At 71.5% G+C, this 17352-nt stretch carries 11 protein-coding genes and 1 pseudogene; 6 read left to right on the forward strand and 6 right to left on the reverse strand.

What is annotated here, in order from left to right; translation table 11 throughout:
- Positions 1–19 precede the first annotated feature (19 nt).
- Positions 20–898 carry a CPBP family intramembrane glutamic endopeptidase gene (locus QUE38_RS11715; protein ID WP_286308423.1) on the reverse strand — a complete coding sequence of 293 codons (879 nt, stop codon included), beginning with the start codon at positions 896–898 and terminating at the stop codon, positions 20–22.
- A gap of 176 nt (positions 899–1074) precedes the next feature.
- A complete protein-coding gene (locus QUE38_RS11720; RefSeq protein ID WP_286308424.1) occupies positions 1075–2079 on the reverse strand; it encodes a LacI family DNA-binding transcriptional regulator in 1005 nt (334 codons plus the stop codon).
- A 132-nt stretch (positions 2080–2211) separates the two neighbouring features.
- Here QUE38_RS11720 and QUE38_RS11725 point away from each other — a divergent pair, with 132 nt between their 5' ends.
- From QUE38_RS11725 to QUE38_RS11740, 4 genes are all read left to right on the forward strand, one after another.
- Positions 2212–3570, forward strand: coding sequence for an MFS transporter (locus QUE38_RS11725; RefSeq protein ID WP_286308425.1), 1359 nt, complete (start codon positions 2212–2214; stop codon positions 3568–3570).
- A gap of 12 nt (positions 3571–3582) precedes the next feature.
- Complete coding sequence (locus QUE38_RS11730; protein WP_286308426.1) at positions 3583–6066, forward strand: beta-glucosidase family protein; 2484 nt, start codon at positions 3583–3585, stop codon at positions 6064–6066.
- A 47-nt stretch (positions 6067–6113) separates the two neighbouring features.
- Positions 6114–8705, forward strand: coding sequence for a family 78 glycoside hydrolase catalytic domain (locus tag QUE38_RS11735; protein ID WP_286308427.1), 2592 nt, complete (start codon positions 6114–6116; stop codon positions 8703–8705).
- Positions 8706–8898: 193 nt separating this feature from the next.
- Complete coding sequence (locus QUE38_RS11740) at positions 8899–10323, forward strand: NAD-dependent epimerase/dehydratase family protein (RefSeq protein ID WP_286308428.1); 1425 nt, start codon at positions 8899–8901, stop codon at positions 10321–10323.
- Positions 10324–10596: 273 nt separating this feature from the next.
- Here QUE38_RS11740 and QUE38_RS11745 read toward each other — a convergent pair whose 3' ends face one another.
- Positions 10597–11049: an Lrp/AsnC family transcriptional regulator gene (locus QUE38_RS11745; protein WP_286308429.1), complete on the reverse strand. Its 453-nt coding sequence runs from the start codon at positions 11047–11049 to the stop codon at positions 10597–10599.
- Between the two features lie 90 nt (positions 11050–11139).
- Between QUE38_RS11745 and QUE38_RS11750 the strand changes: the two genes are divergently transcribed.
- Positions 11140–11835: a LysE family translocator gene (locus QUE38_RS11750; RefSeq protein WP_286308430.1), complete on the forward strand. Its 696-nt coding sequence runs from the start codon at positions 11140–11142 to the stop codon at positions 11833–11835.
- 74 nt (positions 11836–11909) lie between these two features.
- On the opposite strand, the gene QUE38_RS11755 is transcribed toward QUE38_RS11750, so the two are convergent.
- Together QUE38_RS11755 and QUE38_RS11760 are read right to left on the reverse strand one after the other, a co-directional pair.
- A complete protein-coding gene (locus tag QUE38_RS11755) occupies positions 11910–12935 on the reverse strand; it encodes a hemolysin family protein (RefSeq protein ID WP_286308431.1) in 1026 nt (341 codons plus the stop codon).
- An 82-nt stretch (positions 12936–13017) separates the two neighbouring features.
- Positions 13018–14196 (reverse strand): annotated as a pseudogene (locus QUE38_RS11760) (hemolysin family protein); the annotation flags it as partial.
- Positions 14197–14449: 253 nt separating this feature from the next.
- On the opposite strand from QUE38_RS11760, the gene QUE38_RS11765 reads away from it, so the two are divergent.
- Positions 14450–14878, forward strand: a complete 429-nt coding sequence (locus QUE38_RS11765; RefSeq protein ID WP_286308432.1) for a hypothetical protein — start codon at positions 14450–14452, stop codon at positions 14876–14878.
- 105 nt (positions 14879–14983) lie between these two features.
- On the opposite strand, the gene QUE38_RS11770 is transcribed toward QUE38_RS11765, so the two are convergent.
- Complete coding sequence (locus QUE38_RS11770) at positions 14984–17227, reverse strand: beta-xylosidase family glycoside hydrolase (RefSeq protein WP_286308433.1); 2244 nt, start codon at positions 17225–17227, stop codon at positions 14984–14986.
- Positions 17228–17352 lie beyond the last annotated feature (125 nt).

A 17352-nucleotide genomic window follows, 5' to 3' on the forward strand; every position in this document is an offset into this window, starting at 1 on the left:
GGCATCCGCTCGGCTCCGCTCAGGCCTTCGGCGCTGCGACCCGCTCCGGCTCTTCCGCGGCGGCGCGCCCGTTCGCGTCGCCGCGGATGAAGACGAGCATGACCAGCGCCCCCACGAACATGAGGACCGTCGCGGGAGCCACGAGGCCGATGAGCACGTTCGTCGTCTGGACGTTCTGCTCGTCGACCCCGCCCGTTGCGAGCATCGTGGTCGGGTCGGTGAGCGCGTGCAGCACCATCGCCCAGACGATGCTGCCCGTCACCCGCATGACGAGGTACATCATCAGGCCGAAGCAGAAGGTGTAGAACAGGGTGCCCAACACCGTCTGAGGGTCTTGGCCGGTGAAGAAGTTGACGCTGTGCAGGGCCGCGAAGAAGAGCGCCGAGAGGAACGCGACCACCCACTCGTTGTGACCCGCTCGTCGCAGCAGGACCACCACGACGCCGCGCGTGAGCAGCTCCTCCGAGAACCCGACGAAGGCCCCCGTCAGGAACACCGTCGCGATCACCGCCACGGAGTACTGGCTGTAGTCGGTGCCGAAGGCGCGCAGCAGGATCGGGATGAGGATGAGCGCCGGGGCGAACCACATCCACCAGCGGCCGCGCACGGGCTGCCGGCCGAAGAGTGGCACGGGCAGCCAGCGCACGGTGAGTGCGAACACGATCAGCAGGATCGAGCCGATGACGAGGGGCAGCATGATGCCGAAGAACACGCTCGCCGGCGTCTCGAGGGCGCTGTCCACGTCGAGCGCGTCGCCCATGAACGGCTGCGCGAGGAACGGCAGGTACGTGTAGGCGGCCAGGTAGACGGCGACGAAGAGGAGCGCCTTCCACCACCCGCCGCGGTCCCAGAAGGACTTCCACGGGTTGGTGCGTGCGGGGGTGGCCTGCTCGGTCATCGTCTCTCCGCTGGTCGGTGGGCGGGCTGGGATGGCGCGTGCCGGCAGCGGTGCCGACGGGGTCAGGCTAGCGAAGCGGATGCTTCCGGGCGGGGCTCCACACCCGGGTCGCCACGGACTACGCAAGGTGCGGAAACGTGCGGCGGATTCGCGCGCTTCGCGTACGAGGTCGACACTCAGGCGGTCGGCGGCGCAGTAGTTGCGCGCTCGACGAGCGCGACGCGCAGGTCGGGGCCGACGGTCGGCGGCTCCGGGAGTTCCTCGACGGTCGCGAGCGCGAGCTGGGCGAGGAACCGGCCGAGGCCGACGGTGTCGACGCGGATCGTCGTGAGCCGCGGCTCGAGCATGCTCGCGAGCGGGGTGTCGTCGTGGCCGATCACGGAGAGGTCGTCGGGGACCCGCAGGCCGGTGCGGTGCGCGGCGCCGACGAGCGCGGCGGCCACGTCGTCGTTGTAGGCGACGACGGCGGTCACTCCGGCGGCGCGCCAGCCGTCGAGCGCGGCCTCCGCCGAGGCATCCGTCAGCTCGATGTCGGCGGTGGGGAGCGGGTCGAGGGCGAGCTCTGCAGCGGCCGCGGCGGCGATGGTGCGACGCATGGCGACCAGGTCGACGATGCGCGGGTCGGCCGACCCGGCGAACGCGATGCGGCGGTGGCCGAGCTCGACCAGGCGGCGCACCTGGAGCCCCGGACCCTCTTCGTGCCACTCCGCCTGAGGTGGCGCGTCGGGATCGGGGATGATGCGCGTGACACCCGCGGCACGGATGGACTCGACCTGCCCCGGCGCCCAGGGTGCCATCGCGAGCACGACGTCGGGTTGCAGCGTCTCCCAGAGCGGGCGTGCGTGCCCGGTCGGGTGGGGCGTGTACGTGATGAGCGCGTAGCCCGCCTCGTCGAGGGCCAGCGAGGCCTCCTCGATGTTGCGTCGGAGGTTGAAGTCGAGCGGCCAATCGGGGAGAACGAGGAGGACGATTCGGCTGCGGCCGCTTGCGAGAGCGCGGGCCGCGATGTGCGGACGGTAGCCGAGGCGCCGAGCCTCGTCGAGCACGCGCGTGCGCGTGGCTTCGGAGATGGTCTGGCCGGGGGTGTCGTTCAGCACGAAGCCGACGGTTGCGCGCGAGATGCCGAGGGATCGCGCGATGTCGGCAGCGGTCACCCGGCGTGCTCCGGTCGTCTGCGACATCCGTCCCCCGTTCTCGCGAGTGCGGCTTGCGCGCGCTAGTGACTCACGCTAGCATCAGCACCATCCACTAGCACGCGCTAGTAAGCCGGGCGGCGAAACCCGAGCCGTACATCCCCCGACAATGGAGTCCCCATGAACGCACCGAACGACCACGACGGCGAGTCCCTGCCGGCGCCGAGTTCCGCGGCCATCCCGGCCGCGACCGTCGACCCGGAGAGCCTGGCTGAGCAGGCTGCTGCCGCTCCGCGTTCGGGTGACGACCTGCCGAAGGTGAACGCCCGCTACATCTGGTTCATGGTCTTGGCGCAGTTCGGCGTCTTCATGGCCTTCATCACCCCGCTGGCGATCTCGCTGTCGATCCGCGTGAACGAACTCGCGCCGGGTCACGAAGAGGTGCTCGGTTACATCACGGGCGCCGGTGCGCTCTTCGTCATGCTCAGCGCACCGTTCATGGGCATCTGGAGCGACCGCACCCGCACGGCCATCGGCCGCCGCCGTCCGTTCATGATCGGCGGCATGATCGTGGGCGTCGTCTCGCTCGTCGTCATGGCGCTCGCCCCGAGCGTGTTCCTGCTGGGCGTCGGCTGGGTGCTCGCGCAATGGGGCTGGGGCACCACGCTCAGCAACCTGCAGATCTCGACAGCCGACCGCCTGCCCGAGGAGCAGCGCGGCAAGGTCGCCGGCCTCACCGGCTTCGCCACCCAGGTCGCGCCCGTCTTCGGCGTCATCCTCACCGTCGGCGTCACCGGCAACCCGCTGCTGCTCTTCCTCATCCCGGGTGCGGTCGGCGTCGTGCTCGTCACCCTCTTCGTCACCCTCGTGCACGAGGACGACAGCCGCGGGCTGCCGAAGGACACGCTCACCATCGCCGGGCTGCTGCGCAAGTACCTGTACAACCCGGCCCAGTACCCCGACTTCTCGTGGAACTGGCTCGGTCGCTTCCTCTTCTACTTCGGCCTGACGCTGAACACCACCTTCACCGCCTTCTTCTTCGCCAACCGGCTCGGCGTCGACGTGACCGAGGTCGCGGGCATCATCGCGACACTCGGCGGCGTCGGCGTCCTCGCCGTCACGGCCGGCGCACTCGGTGGCGGGTTCCTCTCCGACCGGTTCCGCCGCCGCAAGGTGTTCGTCGTCGCGGGCGGCGCTCTCATGGCCGTCGGCATGCTGCTCATGGCGTTCTCGACCGACCTGCCGCTGCTCATCGCCGGCTCGCTCATCGTGTCCGCCGGCATCGGCATGTTCTCCGCCGTCGACCAGGCGCTGCTGCTCGACGTGCTGCCCGAGAAGGCGACCGACGCCGGTCGCTTCATGGGCATCACCGGCTTCGCCACGTCGATCCCCCAGTCGGCCGCCCCGCTCATCGCGTCATCGATTCTGCTCGTGGGCGTCACCGGCGGCGAGAAGAACTACACCTTGCTCTACGTGATCGCCGCAGCACTCGTGCTGCTGGGTGGCCTGGTCATCCTGCGCATCCGCTCGGTGCGCTGAGGCAGCGGTCCCATGAGCTCCACCGATACGACCTCCCGGCGCACCGCCGGCGTCGACGACCTCGTCGCGCAGCTGACGCTCGAAGAGAAGGCACTGCTCCTCGAGGGCGTCGACTCCTGGCGCACCAACGCGATCCCCCGCCTCGGTATCCCGTCGCTGTTCCTCACCGACGGCCCGCACGGTGTCCGGATGGTGCGGGACGACGGCGGCGCGTTCGGCGTCGGCGACAACCGGCCCTCGACGTCGTTCCCGACGTCGGCGACGGTCGCGCACTCGTGGGACCCCGACCTCGCCCGCCGAATGGGCGCCGCGATCGCGCGCGAGAGCCGCGACTTCGGCGTGCACGTGCTGCTTGCGCCCGGCGTGAACATCATGCGCAATCCGCTCTGCGGCCGGAACTTCGAGTACTACTCCGAGGACCCGCTCGTCTCGGGCGCCTTCGGCACGGCGTTCGTGCAGGGCGTGCAGGGGCAGGGTGTGGCGACCAGCGTCAAGCACTTCGCCGCGAACTCGAACGAGGACTACCGGTTCGTCGGCGACAGCCTCGTCGACGAGCGCGCCCTCCGCGAGATCTACCTGAGGGCCTTCGAGCGGATCGTCCGCGACGCTCGGCCCGCGACGGTGATGTGCGCATACAACCGGCTGAACGGCACGTTCTGCTCCGACCACCGCGAACTGCTCACGGGCATCCTCCGCAACGAGTGGGAGTTCGACGGCGTCGTGATGACCGACTGGGGCGCCATGCACGACCGGGTCGCGAGCCTCGAGGCGGGGTGCGAGCTCGACATGCCCGGCGAGGTCGCCCACAATCGCGCGGCGATCATCGACGCGGTGCGCGACGGGCGGCTCGCACCGGAGGTGCTCGACGAGGCGGTGCGGCGGATGCTGCGCCTGATCGAGCGCGCGACGCCAGACGCCGCCTCGCCCGCCGAGCCGCACGACCCGGTCGCCCACGCGGCCCTCGCCCGCGAGATCGCGATCGACAGCGGCGTGCTGCTGGCCAACGACGGCACGCTCCCACTCGACGCCGGCGCACCTGCCGGGTCGCTCGTCGTCGTCGGCGAGCTGTTCGAGAAGATGCGCTTCCAGGGCGCCGGCTCGTCGCTGATCCTGCCGCCGGAGGTCGTGACCCCGAAGGACGCGTTCGACGCCCGCGGCGTCGACTACGCCTATGCACGCGGCTACCGCACGCTCACCGCCGAGCGAGACCCGGCGCTCGCCCGGGAGGCGGTGGACGCCGCCCGTGTCGCGGAGACCGTGCTCTTCTTCGGCGGGCTCGACGACTTCGAGGAGAGCGAGGGGTTCGACCGCACGCACCTGCGCCTCGGCGAGCCGCAGGTCGCGCTGCTTCGCGAGCTGCTCGACACGGGCGCGCGCGTGGTGCTGGTCCTCTTCGCCGGGGCGCCCGTCGAAGTGCCGTTCGCCGAGGAACTGGCGGCGGTGCTCGACCTCGCACTGCCCGGCATGCACGGCGGCGAGGCCGCAGCCGCGCTGCTGTTCGGGGAGGCGAACCCGTCGGGCAAGCTCACCGAGACGTGGACCCGCACCGCGACCGACGCCAGCTCCGGCGCGGACTACGATCGCGGCGTGATCGCGCGGTACGCCGAGTCGATCTACGTCGGCTACCGATACCACGACGCCGCTGGCACACCGCTCGCCTATCCCTTCGGGCACGGCCTCTCGTACACCGGGTTCGCCTACCGCGACCTCGATGTGCGGGTCGTGGGCGACCGGGTCGAGGTGGGCGCGACGATCGCGAACACCGGCGGCCGCGCTGGCGCCGAGGTCGTGCAGCTCTACGTGGGCAACAACGACGGCGCCGTGTTCAAGGCCGAGCAGGAGCTCCGCGCCTTCGCCAAGGTGCCGGTCGCGGCGGGCGCCGAGGAGCGCGTGACACTCTCGTTCGAGCTCGGCGATCTCGCCTACTGGGATGTCGCGGCGCACGACTGGGTGTTGGAGGACGGCGAGTACGAGATCCGCGTGTCCGCGTCGGCCGCCGACATCCGCCTGCGTGCCCCGCTGACGGTCGACCGCGGCCACACGTCGCGGTCGCCGTATCCGGCAGCGGTCGATGCCGACTATGCCACGCCGCCCGTGGGCATTCCCGCGAGCTTCCCCACGCTGCTCGGCCGGGAGGTCCCCGAGGAGGACCGCTCCGGACGGCTCACGTTCGAGACCCGCCTCGGCGATGCGGGCCGTTCGTTCATCGGCCGGGCCGTGCTGGGGGCCGTCCTGGGCTGCGTGCGCAAGGAGTTCCGGGCCGCGCAGGCGATGCCCGACTCGGCGGAGCGCGACGCCAAGCTCAAGAGCACGCACTTCGTGGTGCGCATGATGCCGAGCATGTCGCTGCGGAGCCTCGCGATGTCGTCCGGCGGGGCGATGCCGTACGGCCTCGCCGCGGGCCTGGCGGAGATCGCCGAGGGTCATCCGCTCCGAGGCATCCGACGCATCTTCGGGCGCCGCCGCGCTGCGACCGCCGACCGGCCGACCACGTAGTACCGACCCGCACGACCGACCCGCACGCACCACCCGGGAGTTGAACCATGGAGATCGCCCGCCTGACCGTCGATGGCCTCGAGACCGGACGCATCGTCGACGAGCCGCCCACGATCGCGTTCGCGCTGGCGTCCACGACGCCGGGCGAGGCGCTCGACACCGCCCACGTGCGCATCGGCGACTGGGAGACGACGACCCGCGAGCAGGTCGGCATCCGCTACGGCGGCACCCTCGAGCCGTACACCGAGTACCCGGTGCGCATCGAGGCGACCGGCATGAGCGGTGCGACCGCGACCGCGCAGACCTCGTTCCGCACCGGGCGGCTGGACCGCGCCTGGGTCGGCCGCTGGATCACCGACGCCGCCTACGAGACCCCCAAGCAGCAGTCGCCGGTGCCCATGGTCTTCCGCACTGCCTTCGACACGACGAAGCCCGTGCGCCGCGCGTGGATCGAGGCGACCGCGCTCGGCGTGTACGAGCTCGAGCTGAACGGCGCGAAGGTGGGCGACGAGTACTTCGCGCCCGGGTTCACGTCGTACGGTCACCGCATCCAGGTGCAGACCTACGACGTGACCGCGCAACTCGCGGCCGGCAACACCCTCGTGGCGACGGTCGCGGGCGGCTGGGCCGTCGGGTCGTTCACCCACAAGCGCAAGAACATGATCTACGCCGACCGCCAGGCGTTCCTCGCCGAGCTGCACCTCGAGTACGAGGACGGCTCGGGCGACATCGTCGCCACCGGCCCCGAGTGGGAGGTCGCGACCGACGGCCCCGTGCGCATGGCCGAGTGGTACGACGGCGAGACCTTCGACGCGACCGTCGAGCCCGACGCGATGACCTGGAAGCGAGCGGATGTCACGGCGCCGCGCGGCACGCCCGAGCTCGTCGCACAGGTCGGCCCGCCGGTCCGTGCGCAGGCCACGATGGCCCCCGTCTCGCGCACGGTCGCCCCGAGCGGCGAGGTCGTCTACGACTTCGGCCAGAACTTCGCGGGAGTCGTCCACGCGCGGCTGCGGGGCCGCCGGGGCCAGGAGGTCGTGTTCCGCCACGCGGAGGTGCTCGTCGACGACGAGCTGTTCACGACGTCGCTGCGCACAGCGAAGGCGACCGCGACCTACACCTGCGTCGACGGCGAGCAGGAGTACTCGCCGCGCCTGACCTACATGGGCTTCCGGTACGTGGGCGTGCGGGGCATCGACCCCGAGGACCTCGAGCTCACCGCGCTCGTGCTGCACTCCGACCTCCCCGAGGTCGGCGAGTTCGAGTGCTCCGACCCGCTGCTGAACCGCCTGCAGGACGCCATCCGCTGGGGTGGCAGGTCGAACTTCGTCGACGTTCCGACCGACTGCCCGCAGCGCGACGAGCGCGAGGGCTGGACCGGTGACCTGGCCGTGTTCGCGTCGACCGCCGCGTTCAACTTCGACATGAGCCGCTTCCTCGACAAGTGGCTGCGCGACGTTTCGGCCGAGCAGGCGCGCGGCGGCGGCATCCCCATGGTCGTGCCGAAGGCCGGCAACCCGTTCCCCACGATGGCGACCTCGGTCTGGGGCGACGTCTGCATCCTGGCCCCCTGGGCCGAGTACCTCGCGCGCGGCGACCTGGGCTCGCTCCGTCGGCGGTACCCGACGATGCGCCGATTCCTGAAGGCCGCCGGCTGGTGGGCGCGGCTCTTCTCGGTGCGCCCCGACCGGCGCCGCGTCTGGCGCTTCCCGTTCCAGTTCGGCGACTGGGCCGCTCCGACCGGCGGCGCGAAGGACTGGCTCGCCCGCGGCAAGTGGATCGGCACGGCGTACTACGCGAACTCCTGCGCGATCGTGGCGCAGATCGCCGACCTGCTCGGCGAGCACGAGGACGCGGCCCGCTACCGCGCGCTCCGAGAGGACATCGCGCGGGCGTACCGCAACGTCTTCACCGACGGCGCGGGCCGCCTGAAGGACGAGTTCCAGACCGGCTACGTGCTGCCGCTGCACTTCGGCCTCGTCGAAGGCGCCGAGCGCGAGGCGATGGCCGACCACCTGGTGCGGCTGGTCGACGAGAACGACGGCCGCCTCTCGACCGGGTTCCCCGGCACGCCCTACATCCTGTTCGCCCTCTCCGACAGCGGTCGCGTCGACGAGGCGTTCCGCCTGCTCCGGCAAACCGGCTGCCCGTCGTGGCTGTACATGATCGAGTCGGGCGGCACGACGATCTGGGAGCGCTGGGACGCGCTGCGCCCCGACGGCACGGTGAACGTGTCCGAGCTGATGGCGGGCGGCTCCGACGAGGAGTCGGGCGGCGGCATGGTGTCCTTCAACCACTACGCCGCCGGCGCGGTGGGTGACTGGCTGTACCGCCGCATCGCCGGCCTCGAGCCCACCTCGGGCGGGTACCGCACGTTCCGCGTGCGGCCGCTGCTCGGCGGCGGGCTGACCTCGGCCCGGGCGAGCACGCGCACCCCGTACGGCGTCGCGTCGTCGTCGTGGACCCTCGACGACGACCGGTTCGCCCTCCGCGTCGAGGTGCCGGTCTCGACCACCGCGACGGTCGTGCTGCCCGACGGCACCGAGCACGAGTGCATGAGCGGCGTGCACGAGTTCGCCTGCGACGCTCCCGGAGACCTCGCGACCGGCGCCCCGGCACTCTCAACGGATCGTGGCTGAGCGCACCGGTGACCGACCAGGTCGTCCCGGAGACGGCCCACGGGATCTTCGACCGTCCGGGGACGCCCGCGTTCGATGCCGGGATCACGCGTCTTCGGCGGGCGCTCGGCGCTCGTGCGGTCGAGCGCCGGCGAGGTGAGACCCGGATCACCGACGAAATCGAACGCCCGGCCCCGGCCGGGGAAGGAGTCACATGACCCGCACCAGAGTCCTCCTCACCGGCGCGACCGGCAACTGGGGCCGCGCCGCTCTCCGCGAGTTCGCTCGGCGCGCCGACCGCGTCGACGTCGTGGCGTTCGCGATGCCGACCGAACGCGACCGCGCCGCGCTCGCCGAGTTCGACGGCATGGACACCCTCGAGGTCGCCTGGGGCGACCTGACCGACCCGGCCGCCGTCGCCGCCGCGATCCGCGGAGTCGACGTCGTGCTGCACGTCGGCGCGGTCGTCTCGCCGCTCGCCGACGAGCAGCCCGAGCTTGCACACCGGGTCAACGTCGGCAGCATGCGCAACATCATCGACGCGGTGCGGGCGCTGCCCGACCCGGCAACGGTCGCGGTCGTGGGCATCGGCACGGTTGCGCAGGCGGGGAGTCGCAACCCGCCGCACCACTGGGGTCGGGTGGGTGATCCGATCCGGGTGTCGCACTTCGACGAGTACGGGCAGAGCAAGGTGATCGCCGAGCGCCTGCTCGTCGACTCCGGCCTGCCGAAGTGGGTGCAACTGCGGCAGACCGGCATCTTCCACCCGGGGATGCTCGAGATCCGCGACCCGATCATGACCCATTCGCCGTTCGGCGGCGTCATGGAGTGGGTGAGCGACGAGGACTCGGCGCGGCTGCTCGCCAACATCTGCGAGCCCGACGTGCCGGCGGAGTTCTGGGGCGGCGTCTACGACATCGGCGGCGGCGACGGATGGCGCCTCACCAACTGGCAGCTCCAGACGGCGCTCGGCGGGGCGATGGGCGTGCGCGACATCCGCCGCTGGTACGACCGGAACTGGTTCGCGACCCGCAACTTCCACGGCATGTGGTACTCCGACAGCGACCGCCTCGAGGAGCTCGTGCCCTTCCGCGAGGACACCTTCGACGACGCGATCGCCCGTGCGATCGCCGCAGCGCCGGCGTCGGTGCGTGCGGCCGGCCGCGTGCCGTCCTGGATCGTGAAGCACCTCGTCATGAAGCCGCTCACCCGGCAGCCGCGCGGCACCATGCACGCGATCGCCGACCGGGACGAGGCCGAGATCGCCGCGCACTTCGGGTCGCTCGACGAGTGGCGCGCCATCGGCGACTGGTCGAGCTTCGAGCCGCCGAATCCGTCGCGCATCCCGACCGAGCTCGATCACGGATACGACGAGTCGAAGGCGCCCGCGGGCTGGTCGGCGCTCGACTACCTCGAGGTCGCCGCGCACCGCGGCGGGTCGCTGCTGAGCGCCGACGTCTCGCGCGGGGACGTCGCGACACCGCTCGCATGGGCGTGCGCATCCGGCCACGAGTTCGCGGCGAGTCCGCGTCTCGTGCTGACGGCCGGGCACTGGTGCCCGGTCTGCGTGACCGACGTCGCCGGCTACGCGCGGCAGGCCGAGGCGAACGCGTTCCTGCGGCAGGTCGTCGATGCCTGAGCAGGCGAGCGGGATGCTCCGGTTGACGGTGGATGCTGCTGCGGCGACGGCGACCGCAATGCGGTACCTCATCCGGCATTGCCACCGACTGGGGCATCGTACTCGAGAACCCACGCCAGCGGCCTCGACTGCGCGAGTCTTCAGGCATGACCGACGGCAGCCTGTCCGATGCGTACACGCAGGCGTTCGACGCGTGGAGCGACGGCGACTGGGACCTGACGATGCCCGACGGGCTCGTCCCCGAACGGTAGGACGTACTCGGTCGGGGCGCGCTCAGACCGGCAGCGGGCGATCGTCGACGACGGTCTTCATGACGAGGGTCGACTCGACGCGGCGCACGCCTGGCAGGGCGGAGAGGCGGTCGTCCCAGAGGCGCTGGTACGACGGCAGGTCGGGCACGGCGACGCGCAGCAGGTAGTCGGGGTCGCCGAAGAGGCGCAGCGCCTGGATCACCTCGGGGATCTCGGCGACCGCCGCGTCGAAGTCGGGCACGGTGGCGCGGTTCGCCTGGTCCATGGTGATGAACACGAGCGCGCCGAAGCCGAGGCCGACCGCGTCGGGGTCGATGACCGCGCGGTAGCCGGTGATCGCGCCCGACTCCTCGAGGGCGCGCAGCCGCCGGTGCGTCGGCGACATGCTGAGCTGCACCCGTTCCGCGAGTTCGGTGAGGCTCAGGCGGCCGTCCTGCTGCAGCTCGGCAAGGATTCTGCGGTCCGTGGCATCCATGGGGTGGATTCTTCCACGATCGGCGCTTCAGGTGGCGATCATCGGCAGCGACTTCCACGCCGACTTCCGTAGATTCCTTCCATCGAGGAGATGGGAGACGCCGTGGACGTGCAACTGCTGGTCGCGTGCTCGGTCATGATGACGCTCATGGTGCTGGTGCCCGGCCCCGACTGGGCGTACCTGATCGCGGCCGGCACGCGCGAGCGCACCATCCTGCCGTCGCTCGTCGGCATCCTCGCCGGGTACCTCGTCGTCGTGGCCGCGGTGGCAGTCGGCGTGGGCGCGGTGGTCGCGGCGCTGCCCGGGTTCATCGCCGCGCTCACCATCGCGGCCTCGGTGTACCTCACCGTGCTGGGCGTGCGGGTGCTGCGTGCGCCGCCCGTCGTGGCAGTCGCAGGCGGGGCGGATGCCACGGGCGGCACGTCGGGCGCGGCGATGACGGGGGGCGGGCAGCCCGAGGCATCCGCTCGCCCCTGGCTTCGCCTGATGCAGGGTGCCGGGGTGAGCGGGCTGAACCCGAAGGGACTGCTCGTGCTCGTGGTGCTGCTGCCGCAGTTCACGGATGCCGCGGGGGCATGGCCGCTGCCGGTGCAGCTGGCGGTGCTCGGGTGGGTGTTCGTCGCCGCGTGCGCGGTCGTGTACTCGGTCGTCGGCTACGGTGCGCGCACGGTCGTGCGGCTGCGTCCGTCGGCGATGCGCGTCGTGTCGCGCGTCTCGGGGGCCGCGATGATCGTGCTCGCGGTGGTGCTCGTGGTCGAGCAGGCGTCGCACGTGGTCGCCGGCTGACCGAGTACGCAGAGTGCGCGAACCCGGCGCGCGATATCGATTTCTGCGTACTCGGTGGGCTCGGCGGGCGACGCTCAGCCGTTCGCGGGCAGCTCGTCGGCGACGGGCAGGATGCGCTGCACGACGTCGGTGAGCGTGACGATGCCGAGCAGCTCGTCGCCGCGCTCGACCACGGCGAGCTGCACCCGCTCGTCGCGCATGCGGCGCAGCAGCTCGTACGCCGGTGTCGCGGCGTCGACCCGGAACGAGGGGCGCGCGAACGCCTCGGCCGGCTCCGCGTCGTCGGCGAGCAGAGTGTCGCGCACGTGCACGACGCGGGTCAGGCGCCCGTCGCCGTCGGCGAGGAGGATGCGCAGGTGGCCCGATGCGAGGGCCGCGGCGCGCACGTCGGCCACCGTGGCATCCGCTTCGGCCGCCGTGGGCGTCGCGTTCGGCGTCGTGATCGCGTCGACCGTGAGTTCCTGCAGCGCGATGACCTCGGAGATCTGCGACTGCAGCTCGGGCTCGAGCACGCCGACCTGGGTCGAGTACTCCACGAGGTTGCGGATGGTGTCGGCGTCGCGCCCGCCCACGGCGGCCCGGTCGACGGGCTCGACCCCGGTCTTGGCGACGAGCACGTTCGCGATGCGGTTCACCCACAGCAGGAACGGCCGGAACACGCGGATGAAGCCGCGCGCGGGCAGCCCGATCAGCTTCGCCGCGGCCTCGGGGTGCGCGATCGCCCACGACTTCGGCGCCATCTCGCCGATGACCAAGTGCAGGAACGTGACGAGGAGGAGCGCGAGCACGAACGCCGCGCCGCCCGCGAGCCACTCGGGAAGCCCCCACGAGGAGAACACCGGCCCGAGCCAGTCGTCGACCGCGGGCTTCGTGACCGCGCCGAGCGCGAACGTGCAGGCCGTGATGCCGAGCTGCGCACCGGCGAGCATCACGGTCAGCTCGTTCATGCCCCGCAGCGCCGCGCGGGCGGCGGCGCTGTCCGCGGCATCCTGCTCCAGCCGGTGGCGCCGCGCACCGATCAGCGCGAACTCGATGATCACGAAGAACGCGCTGAGCGCGATCAGCCCGATAGTGACGGGGACGACGACCCACGCGCTCATCGCTCCACCTCCGCATCGACGAGGAGACCCTGACGACGGATGGCACGTGCCGTTCGATCTCGACGACCTCGACGCGGATGCGCGGAGCGACCGGTTCGTCCTCGGCCAGGTCGGCACCGCTCACGGGCAGCTCGAGCTCGAGGCTCTCACCCGCATCCGGCAGCCCGCGCCCCTCGGCGATGACGAGCCCGGCGATCGTCTCGTAGTCGCCGCGCGGCAGATCGTGGCCGATGAGGCGCGAGACCTCGTCGAGGTGCACGTCGCCGTCCATGACCCACGCGCCGTCGGCGTCGAGCTCGGCGCCCGCCCCGGGCTCATCGTCGTGCTCGTCGCCGATCTCGCCGACCAGCTCCTCGGCGAGGTCCTCGATGGTGATGACGCCGACGAACCCGCCGTACTCGTCGATGACGCACGCGAGCTCGTTGCGCGTGCGCGTCAGCTCCTCGAGCGCGTCGGGCATCGGCATCAGGTCGGGCACCACGAGCGGGTCGCGCATGATCTCGCGCACCGGGCGCGGGTCGCCCGGCTCCGCGCGCATCACGTCGGCGAGGTGCACCACGCCGATCGGCTCCTCGCCGTCGCCGAGCACCGGATAGCGGGTGTGCCCGCTCGCCATGAGCGTGCGCAACTCGCCGATCGCGACCTCGGGGCCGACGACGTCGACCCGCACGCGCGGCACCATGGCGTGCTCGACGTCGCGATGCGGGAAGTCGAGGATGCGGTCGAGCAGGATCGACAGCTCGTCGGGCAGGTCGCCGCTCGCGCGCGAGTCGTCGATGATGTGCTCGAGGTCCTCCGCCGTGGCGCTCGAATCGACGTCGTGCACCGGCTCGACCCGGATCAACCGGAGCACGGCGTTGGACGCCGCGTCGAACAGGGAGATGAGCCAGCCGAAGACGCCGAGGTAGATCTGCGTCGAGCGCGCCAGCCCGCGGGCGAGCGGATCGGGGTTCGCGATCGCCAGGTTCTTGGGGAAGAGCTCGCCGAAGATCATCTGCGCGACCGTCGCGAGCGCGAGGGCGAACACGGTGCCGATCGTGATGCCGACCGCCTGCGGCACGCCCGCGATGCCGAGCATGGTGCCGAGCGATTCGCCGATGAACGGCTCGGCGACGTAGCCCGCGAGCAGGCCGGTGACCGTGATGCCGAGCTGCGCGCCCGACAGCATGAACGAGGTGCGGCGGGTGACGGCCAGCGCGCGCTCGGCGGCCGCGTCGCCCCGCTCGGCCTGGGCGCGCAGGCGTGCACGGTCGACCGACATGTAGGCGAACTCCTGCGCGACGAAGTAGCCGTTCGCGGCGATGATCAGCGCCGTGAGCACGAGGCCCGCGAGCAGCAGGAGCAGTGCGCCGATCACGAGCGTGCCGGTTCGTATCGCGTGGCGGACGGGTACGGACGGTCGACGGGGTTGGGCACGGTGTGCTCGACGCCTCCAGCAGGTCGGTGGTGTCGTCGAGCGTACCGGGGACCGCTTCGAATGCGATGTGAGCGCGCGGCGGACGTACCCTGACCTGATGGATGCCTGCGCCGCGCTCGCCGAGTCGATCGAGCGGCTTGCCGGCCTCGGGCACTCCGATCGGCGGTTCCTGCGGGAGCTCGGCCGCGTCGCCGGGGTGCGCCGCGGGCCGCTCTGGCTGACGGATGCCGCGAGCGGCGGCCGCAATCGTCTCCGTGGCCGGGGGTTCCACCCCGCCGTCGACGACGACACCGACGGGCAGGCCCGGCACTTCGCCGGAACGGTGGCCGTGGCCGCCCGCGTCGGCGGGCCCATCACGAGGTGGCTCACCGTGCACGTGCTGCGCGACGGCCCCGACTCCGCAGACGGCCGGCTGAGCGAGCAGGCGATCGAGTTCGCGCGACTCGTGCGATCGGGCGAGCTCGCCCAGGCGGATGCCTCGGCGTGGGTGCGGCGACGGATCTGCCACCCGGACCGGGCAGCGTGAGGGCGGGCGGATGCCTCGGAGCATCCGCCCGCCCTCACGTGACCGAGTACGCAGAGTGCTGATTCGCGCGTTGCGTTCCCGCGCTCTGCGTACTCGGTCGTTGCGCTACCCGACCGTGAGCGGGTCGGACGCGGTCGTGCCCGCGTCGTTGGAGAACTCGATCACGAACTCGTGCGCGCCCTCGAGGCCGGTGAACGGCACCTCGACGTGCTGCGCCGCGGGCGTCGCCGCCTCGAGCGTGCCCGCCGCCACCTCGACGCCGTCCTGCAGCAGGCGCCACGCGTCGGCGTTCGTGCCCCACCACAGGTCGGCCGAGAGCGTGAACGTCCCGTCGCCGTCGTAGTCGTCGTGCGAGAGCACGGGCTCGCCCGGCGAGGCATCCGTCACCTTCACCCGGATCACCTTGGTCGGCGTCGTGCCCTGCGAGTTCGCGAGCTCGCCGCGGAACTCGTAGGTGCCGTTCGGCAGTCCCTCGATCGGCACGACGGCGTGCTGCGCGGCAAGGGACGCGGGCTCGAGCGGCACCGACGCGATCAGCGCGTCGTCCTGGTAGAGCCGGAACCGGGTGGCGTTCGTGCCCCACCACAGGTCCATGCGCACCTCGAAGTTGCCGTCGTCGAGGCCGTATGCCCACCCGCTGGTCGACGTCAGCGACGCCTTCCCGGGGGCATCCGTCTCGTCGTCGTCGGGCAGCACGTCGGCGAGGCACGCCTCGTACGCCTCGGGCGTGGGCGACCAGCGGAACCAGTCGAACTCGCCGTCGATCTCCTCGGCACCCGTGGCGCCTCGGAAGGCGTACGGGCCGATGTGCGTGAACCCGGTCTCCGACAGCAGGAACGGACGGCCGTAGTCGCTGAACGATGCGCCGTCGTACGAGACGCTCGACTGGATCTTCACGCCGTCGCTGGTCATCCGCAGCCACACGGTGTCGGCCTCGGGTACGGCGGGCGCCGCGGTGTCCTGCCGGTTGCTGCCGTTCAGGTACTGCACCACCTCGAGCGTCTTGCCCGGGGTCGCCCGGCCGAGGTCGAACTTGCCGTAGGCGGTGTCGGATGCGTACAGCAGCAGTCCCGCCTGCTGGAAGCGTTCGGCCACGTCGATCGTCACCTTCGTGGTGACCTGCCACGGCCCCTCGGGCAGCTCCTGCTGGGGGAGCGAGGCGCCCGACACGCCGCTCGGGTACGCCGGGATCGACAGCACGCCGTCGGCGACGACGTGGCGGGCGGTGTCCTCGCGCACGACGCGGTCCCAGACGTTCGACAGCCCGGTGCCATCGAACTCGTCAGAGCCGTCCGCCGCGCACTGCTCGAACACCGGGTTGTCGGGGTCGACGGGCCATGCGACCGGGTCGGGGCCACCCGGGCCCTCGACGCCGGGGCCGGCCTTCGCCCACGCGATGGTCGCGCCGAGGCGGTCGCCCGACTCGTAGAAGAGGTAGCTGAACTCGCCGTCGGTCACGATCTCGGGCGCGGCCGTGCGGCCGACGTCCTCGCCGACGCCGCTCGACTGGTGCAGCAGCTGCGACGGGCCGACCTCGGTGAGCGTCTCGTCGATGGTGCGCGCCATGACCCTGCCCGTGGAGTTGTGGTAGATCACGTACAGCTGGCCCTCGTGCTCGTAGAGGTTGCCGCCCGACACGTTGCCGCTGTCGCCCGACTCCGGGTCGACGAGGGTGCCGGGGCGCACGACCCAGGTCTCGCCGTCGACCGACTCGGCGACCTTCAGGCGCCGGTGGTTGTCGGAGAAGTTCGCCATGTAGAACATGGCGTAGGCGTAGTCGGATGCCTCGTCGGGGTGCTCGAACACGCGCGCGTAGCTCGTCTCGGTCGATCCGCCCATGGCGTTCGTCACGGCGGTGCCGCCGTAGTCGAAGCTCACGCCGTCGGTGCTCGTGGCGTAGCGGGTGATCGAGTTCTCGCCGTGGAAGTAGAGGTAGACCTCGCCGGCCTCCTCGTTCCAGATCGCGTCGGGCGAGGAGACGTGCGACACGTCGTAGTACGGCGCCCACTCGCTCGCGATGATCGGGTTCGCCTCGTACTCGGTCCACGGCCCGTCGAGGCTGTCGGCGTACATCAGCATGATGCCCGCCGGCCTGTCGTGCGGCGCGAGGTAGAGGTACCACTCGCCCAGCGGGTCGTCGAGGTACTCGCCCGCGTGGAACACGCTCGGGAAGATGAACTCGTTCGTCGGGTTGTAGAGCATCTCCGACTTGTCGGTGATGACCCCCTGGTAGACGAACTCGGGAAACGGCTCGACCGCGTTGGCGGGTGCCGTGGCGGCGAGCGGGGCGACCACCAGGGCGGCGATCGCGGCGGTGATGGCGGCGCGGAAGCGCCGGCGTGCAGACATGCATAGCTCCTTCGATACGCGATCCGGATCCGGCAGCGGCGGCCCACAGGACCGACTCGAGCGGATGCCCCGAGGGATCCTCCGGCGGCGGGCGGCGACTTCCGGGGAATCCTGAACTCGGGGTT

The sequence above is a fragment of the Agromyces mangrovi genome, assembly GCF_030296695.1.
Taxonomy (GTDB): Bacteria; Actinomycetota; Actinomycetes; order Actinomycetales; family Microbacteriaceae; genus Agromyces; species Agromyces mangrovi.

Excerpts from the sequence above, each read along its gene's own strand:
- QUE38_RS11765 (WP_286308432.1), top strand. The coding sequence starts at position 14,450 with ATGGATGCCTGCGCCGCGCTCGCCGAGTCGATCGAGCGGCTTGCCGGC.
- QUE38_RS11720 (WP_286308424.1), bottom strand. The coding sequence starts at position 2,079 with ATGTCGCAGACGACCGGAGCACGCCGGGTGACCGCTGCCGACATCGCG.
- QUE38_RS11750 (WP_286308430.1), top strand. The coding sequence starts at position 11,140 with ATGGGAGACGCCGTGGACGTGCAACTGCTGGTCGCGTGCTCGGTCATG.
- QUE38_RS11740 (WP_286308428.1), top strand. The coding sequence starts at position 8,899 with ATGACCCGCACCAGAGTCCTCCTCACCGGCGCGACCGGCAACTGGGGC.
- QUE38_RS11715 (WP_286308423.1), bottom strand. The coding sequence starts at position 898 with ATGACCGAGCAGGCCACCCCCGCACGCACCAACCCGTGGAAGTCCTTC.
- QUE38_RS11755 (WP_286308431.1), bottom strand. The coding sequence starts at position 12,935 with ATGAGCGCGTGGGTCGTCGTCCCCGTCACTATCGGGCTGATCGCGCTC.
- QUE38_RS11725 (WP_286308425.1), top strand. The coding sequence starts at position 2,212 with ATGAACGCACCGAACGACCACGACGGCGAGTCCCTGCCGGCGCCGAGT.
- QUE38_RS11770 (WP_286308433.1), bottom strand. The coding sequence starts at position 17,227 with ATGTCTGCACGCCGGCGCTTCCGCGCCGCCATCACCGCCGCGATCGCC.
- QUE38_RS11730 (WP_286308426.1), top strand. The coding sequence starts at position 3,583 with ATGAGCTCCACCGATACGACCTCCCGGCGCACCGCCGGCGTCGACGAC.
- QUE38_RS11745 (WP_286308429.1), bottom strand. The coding sequence starts at position 11,049 with ATGGATGCCACGGACCGCAGAATCCTTGCCGAGCTGCAGCAGGACGGC.
- QUE38_RS11735 (WP_286308427.1), top strand. The coding sequence starts at position 6,114 with ATGGAGATCGCCCGCCTGACCGTCGATGGCCTCGAGACCGGACGCATC.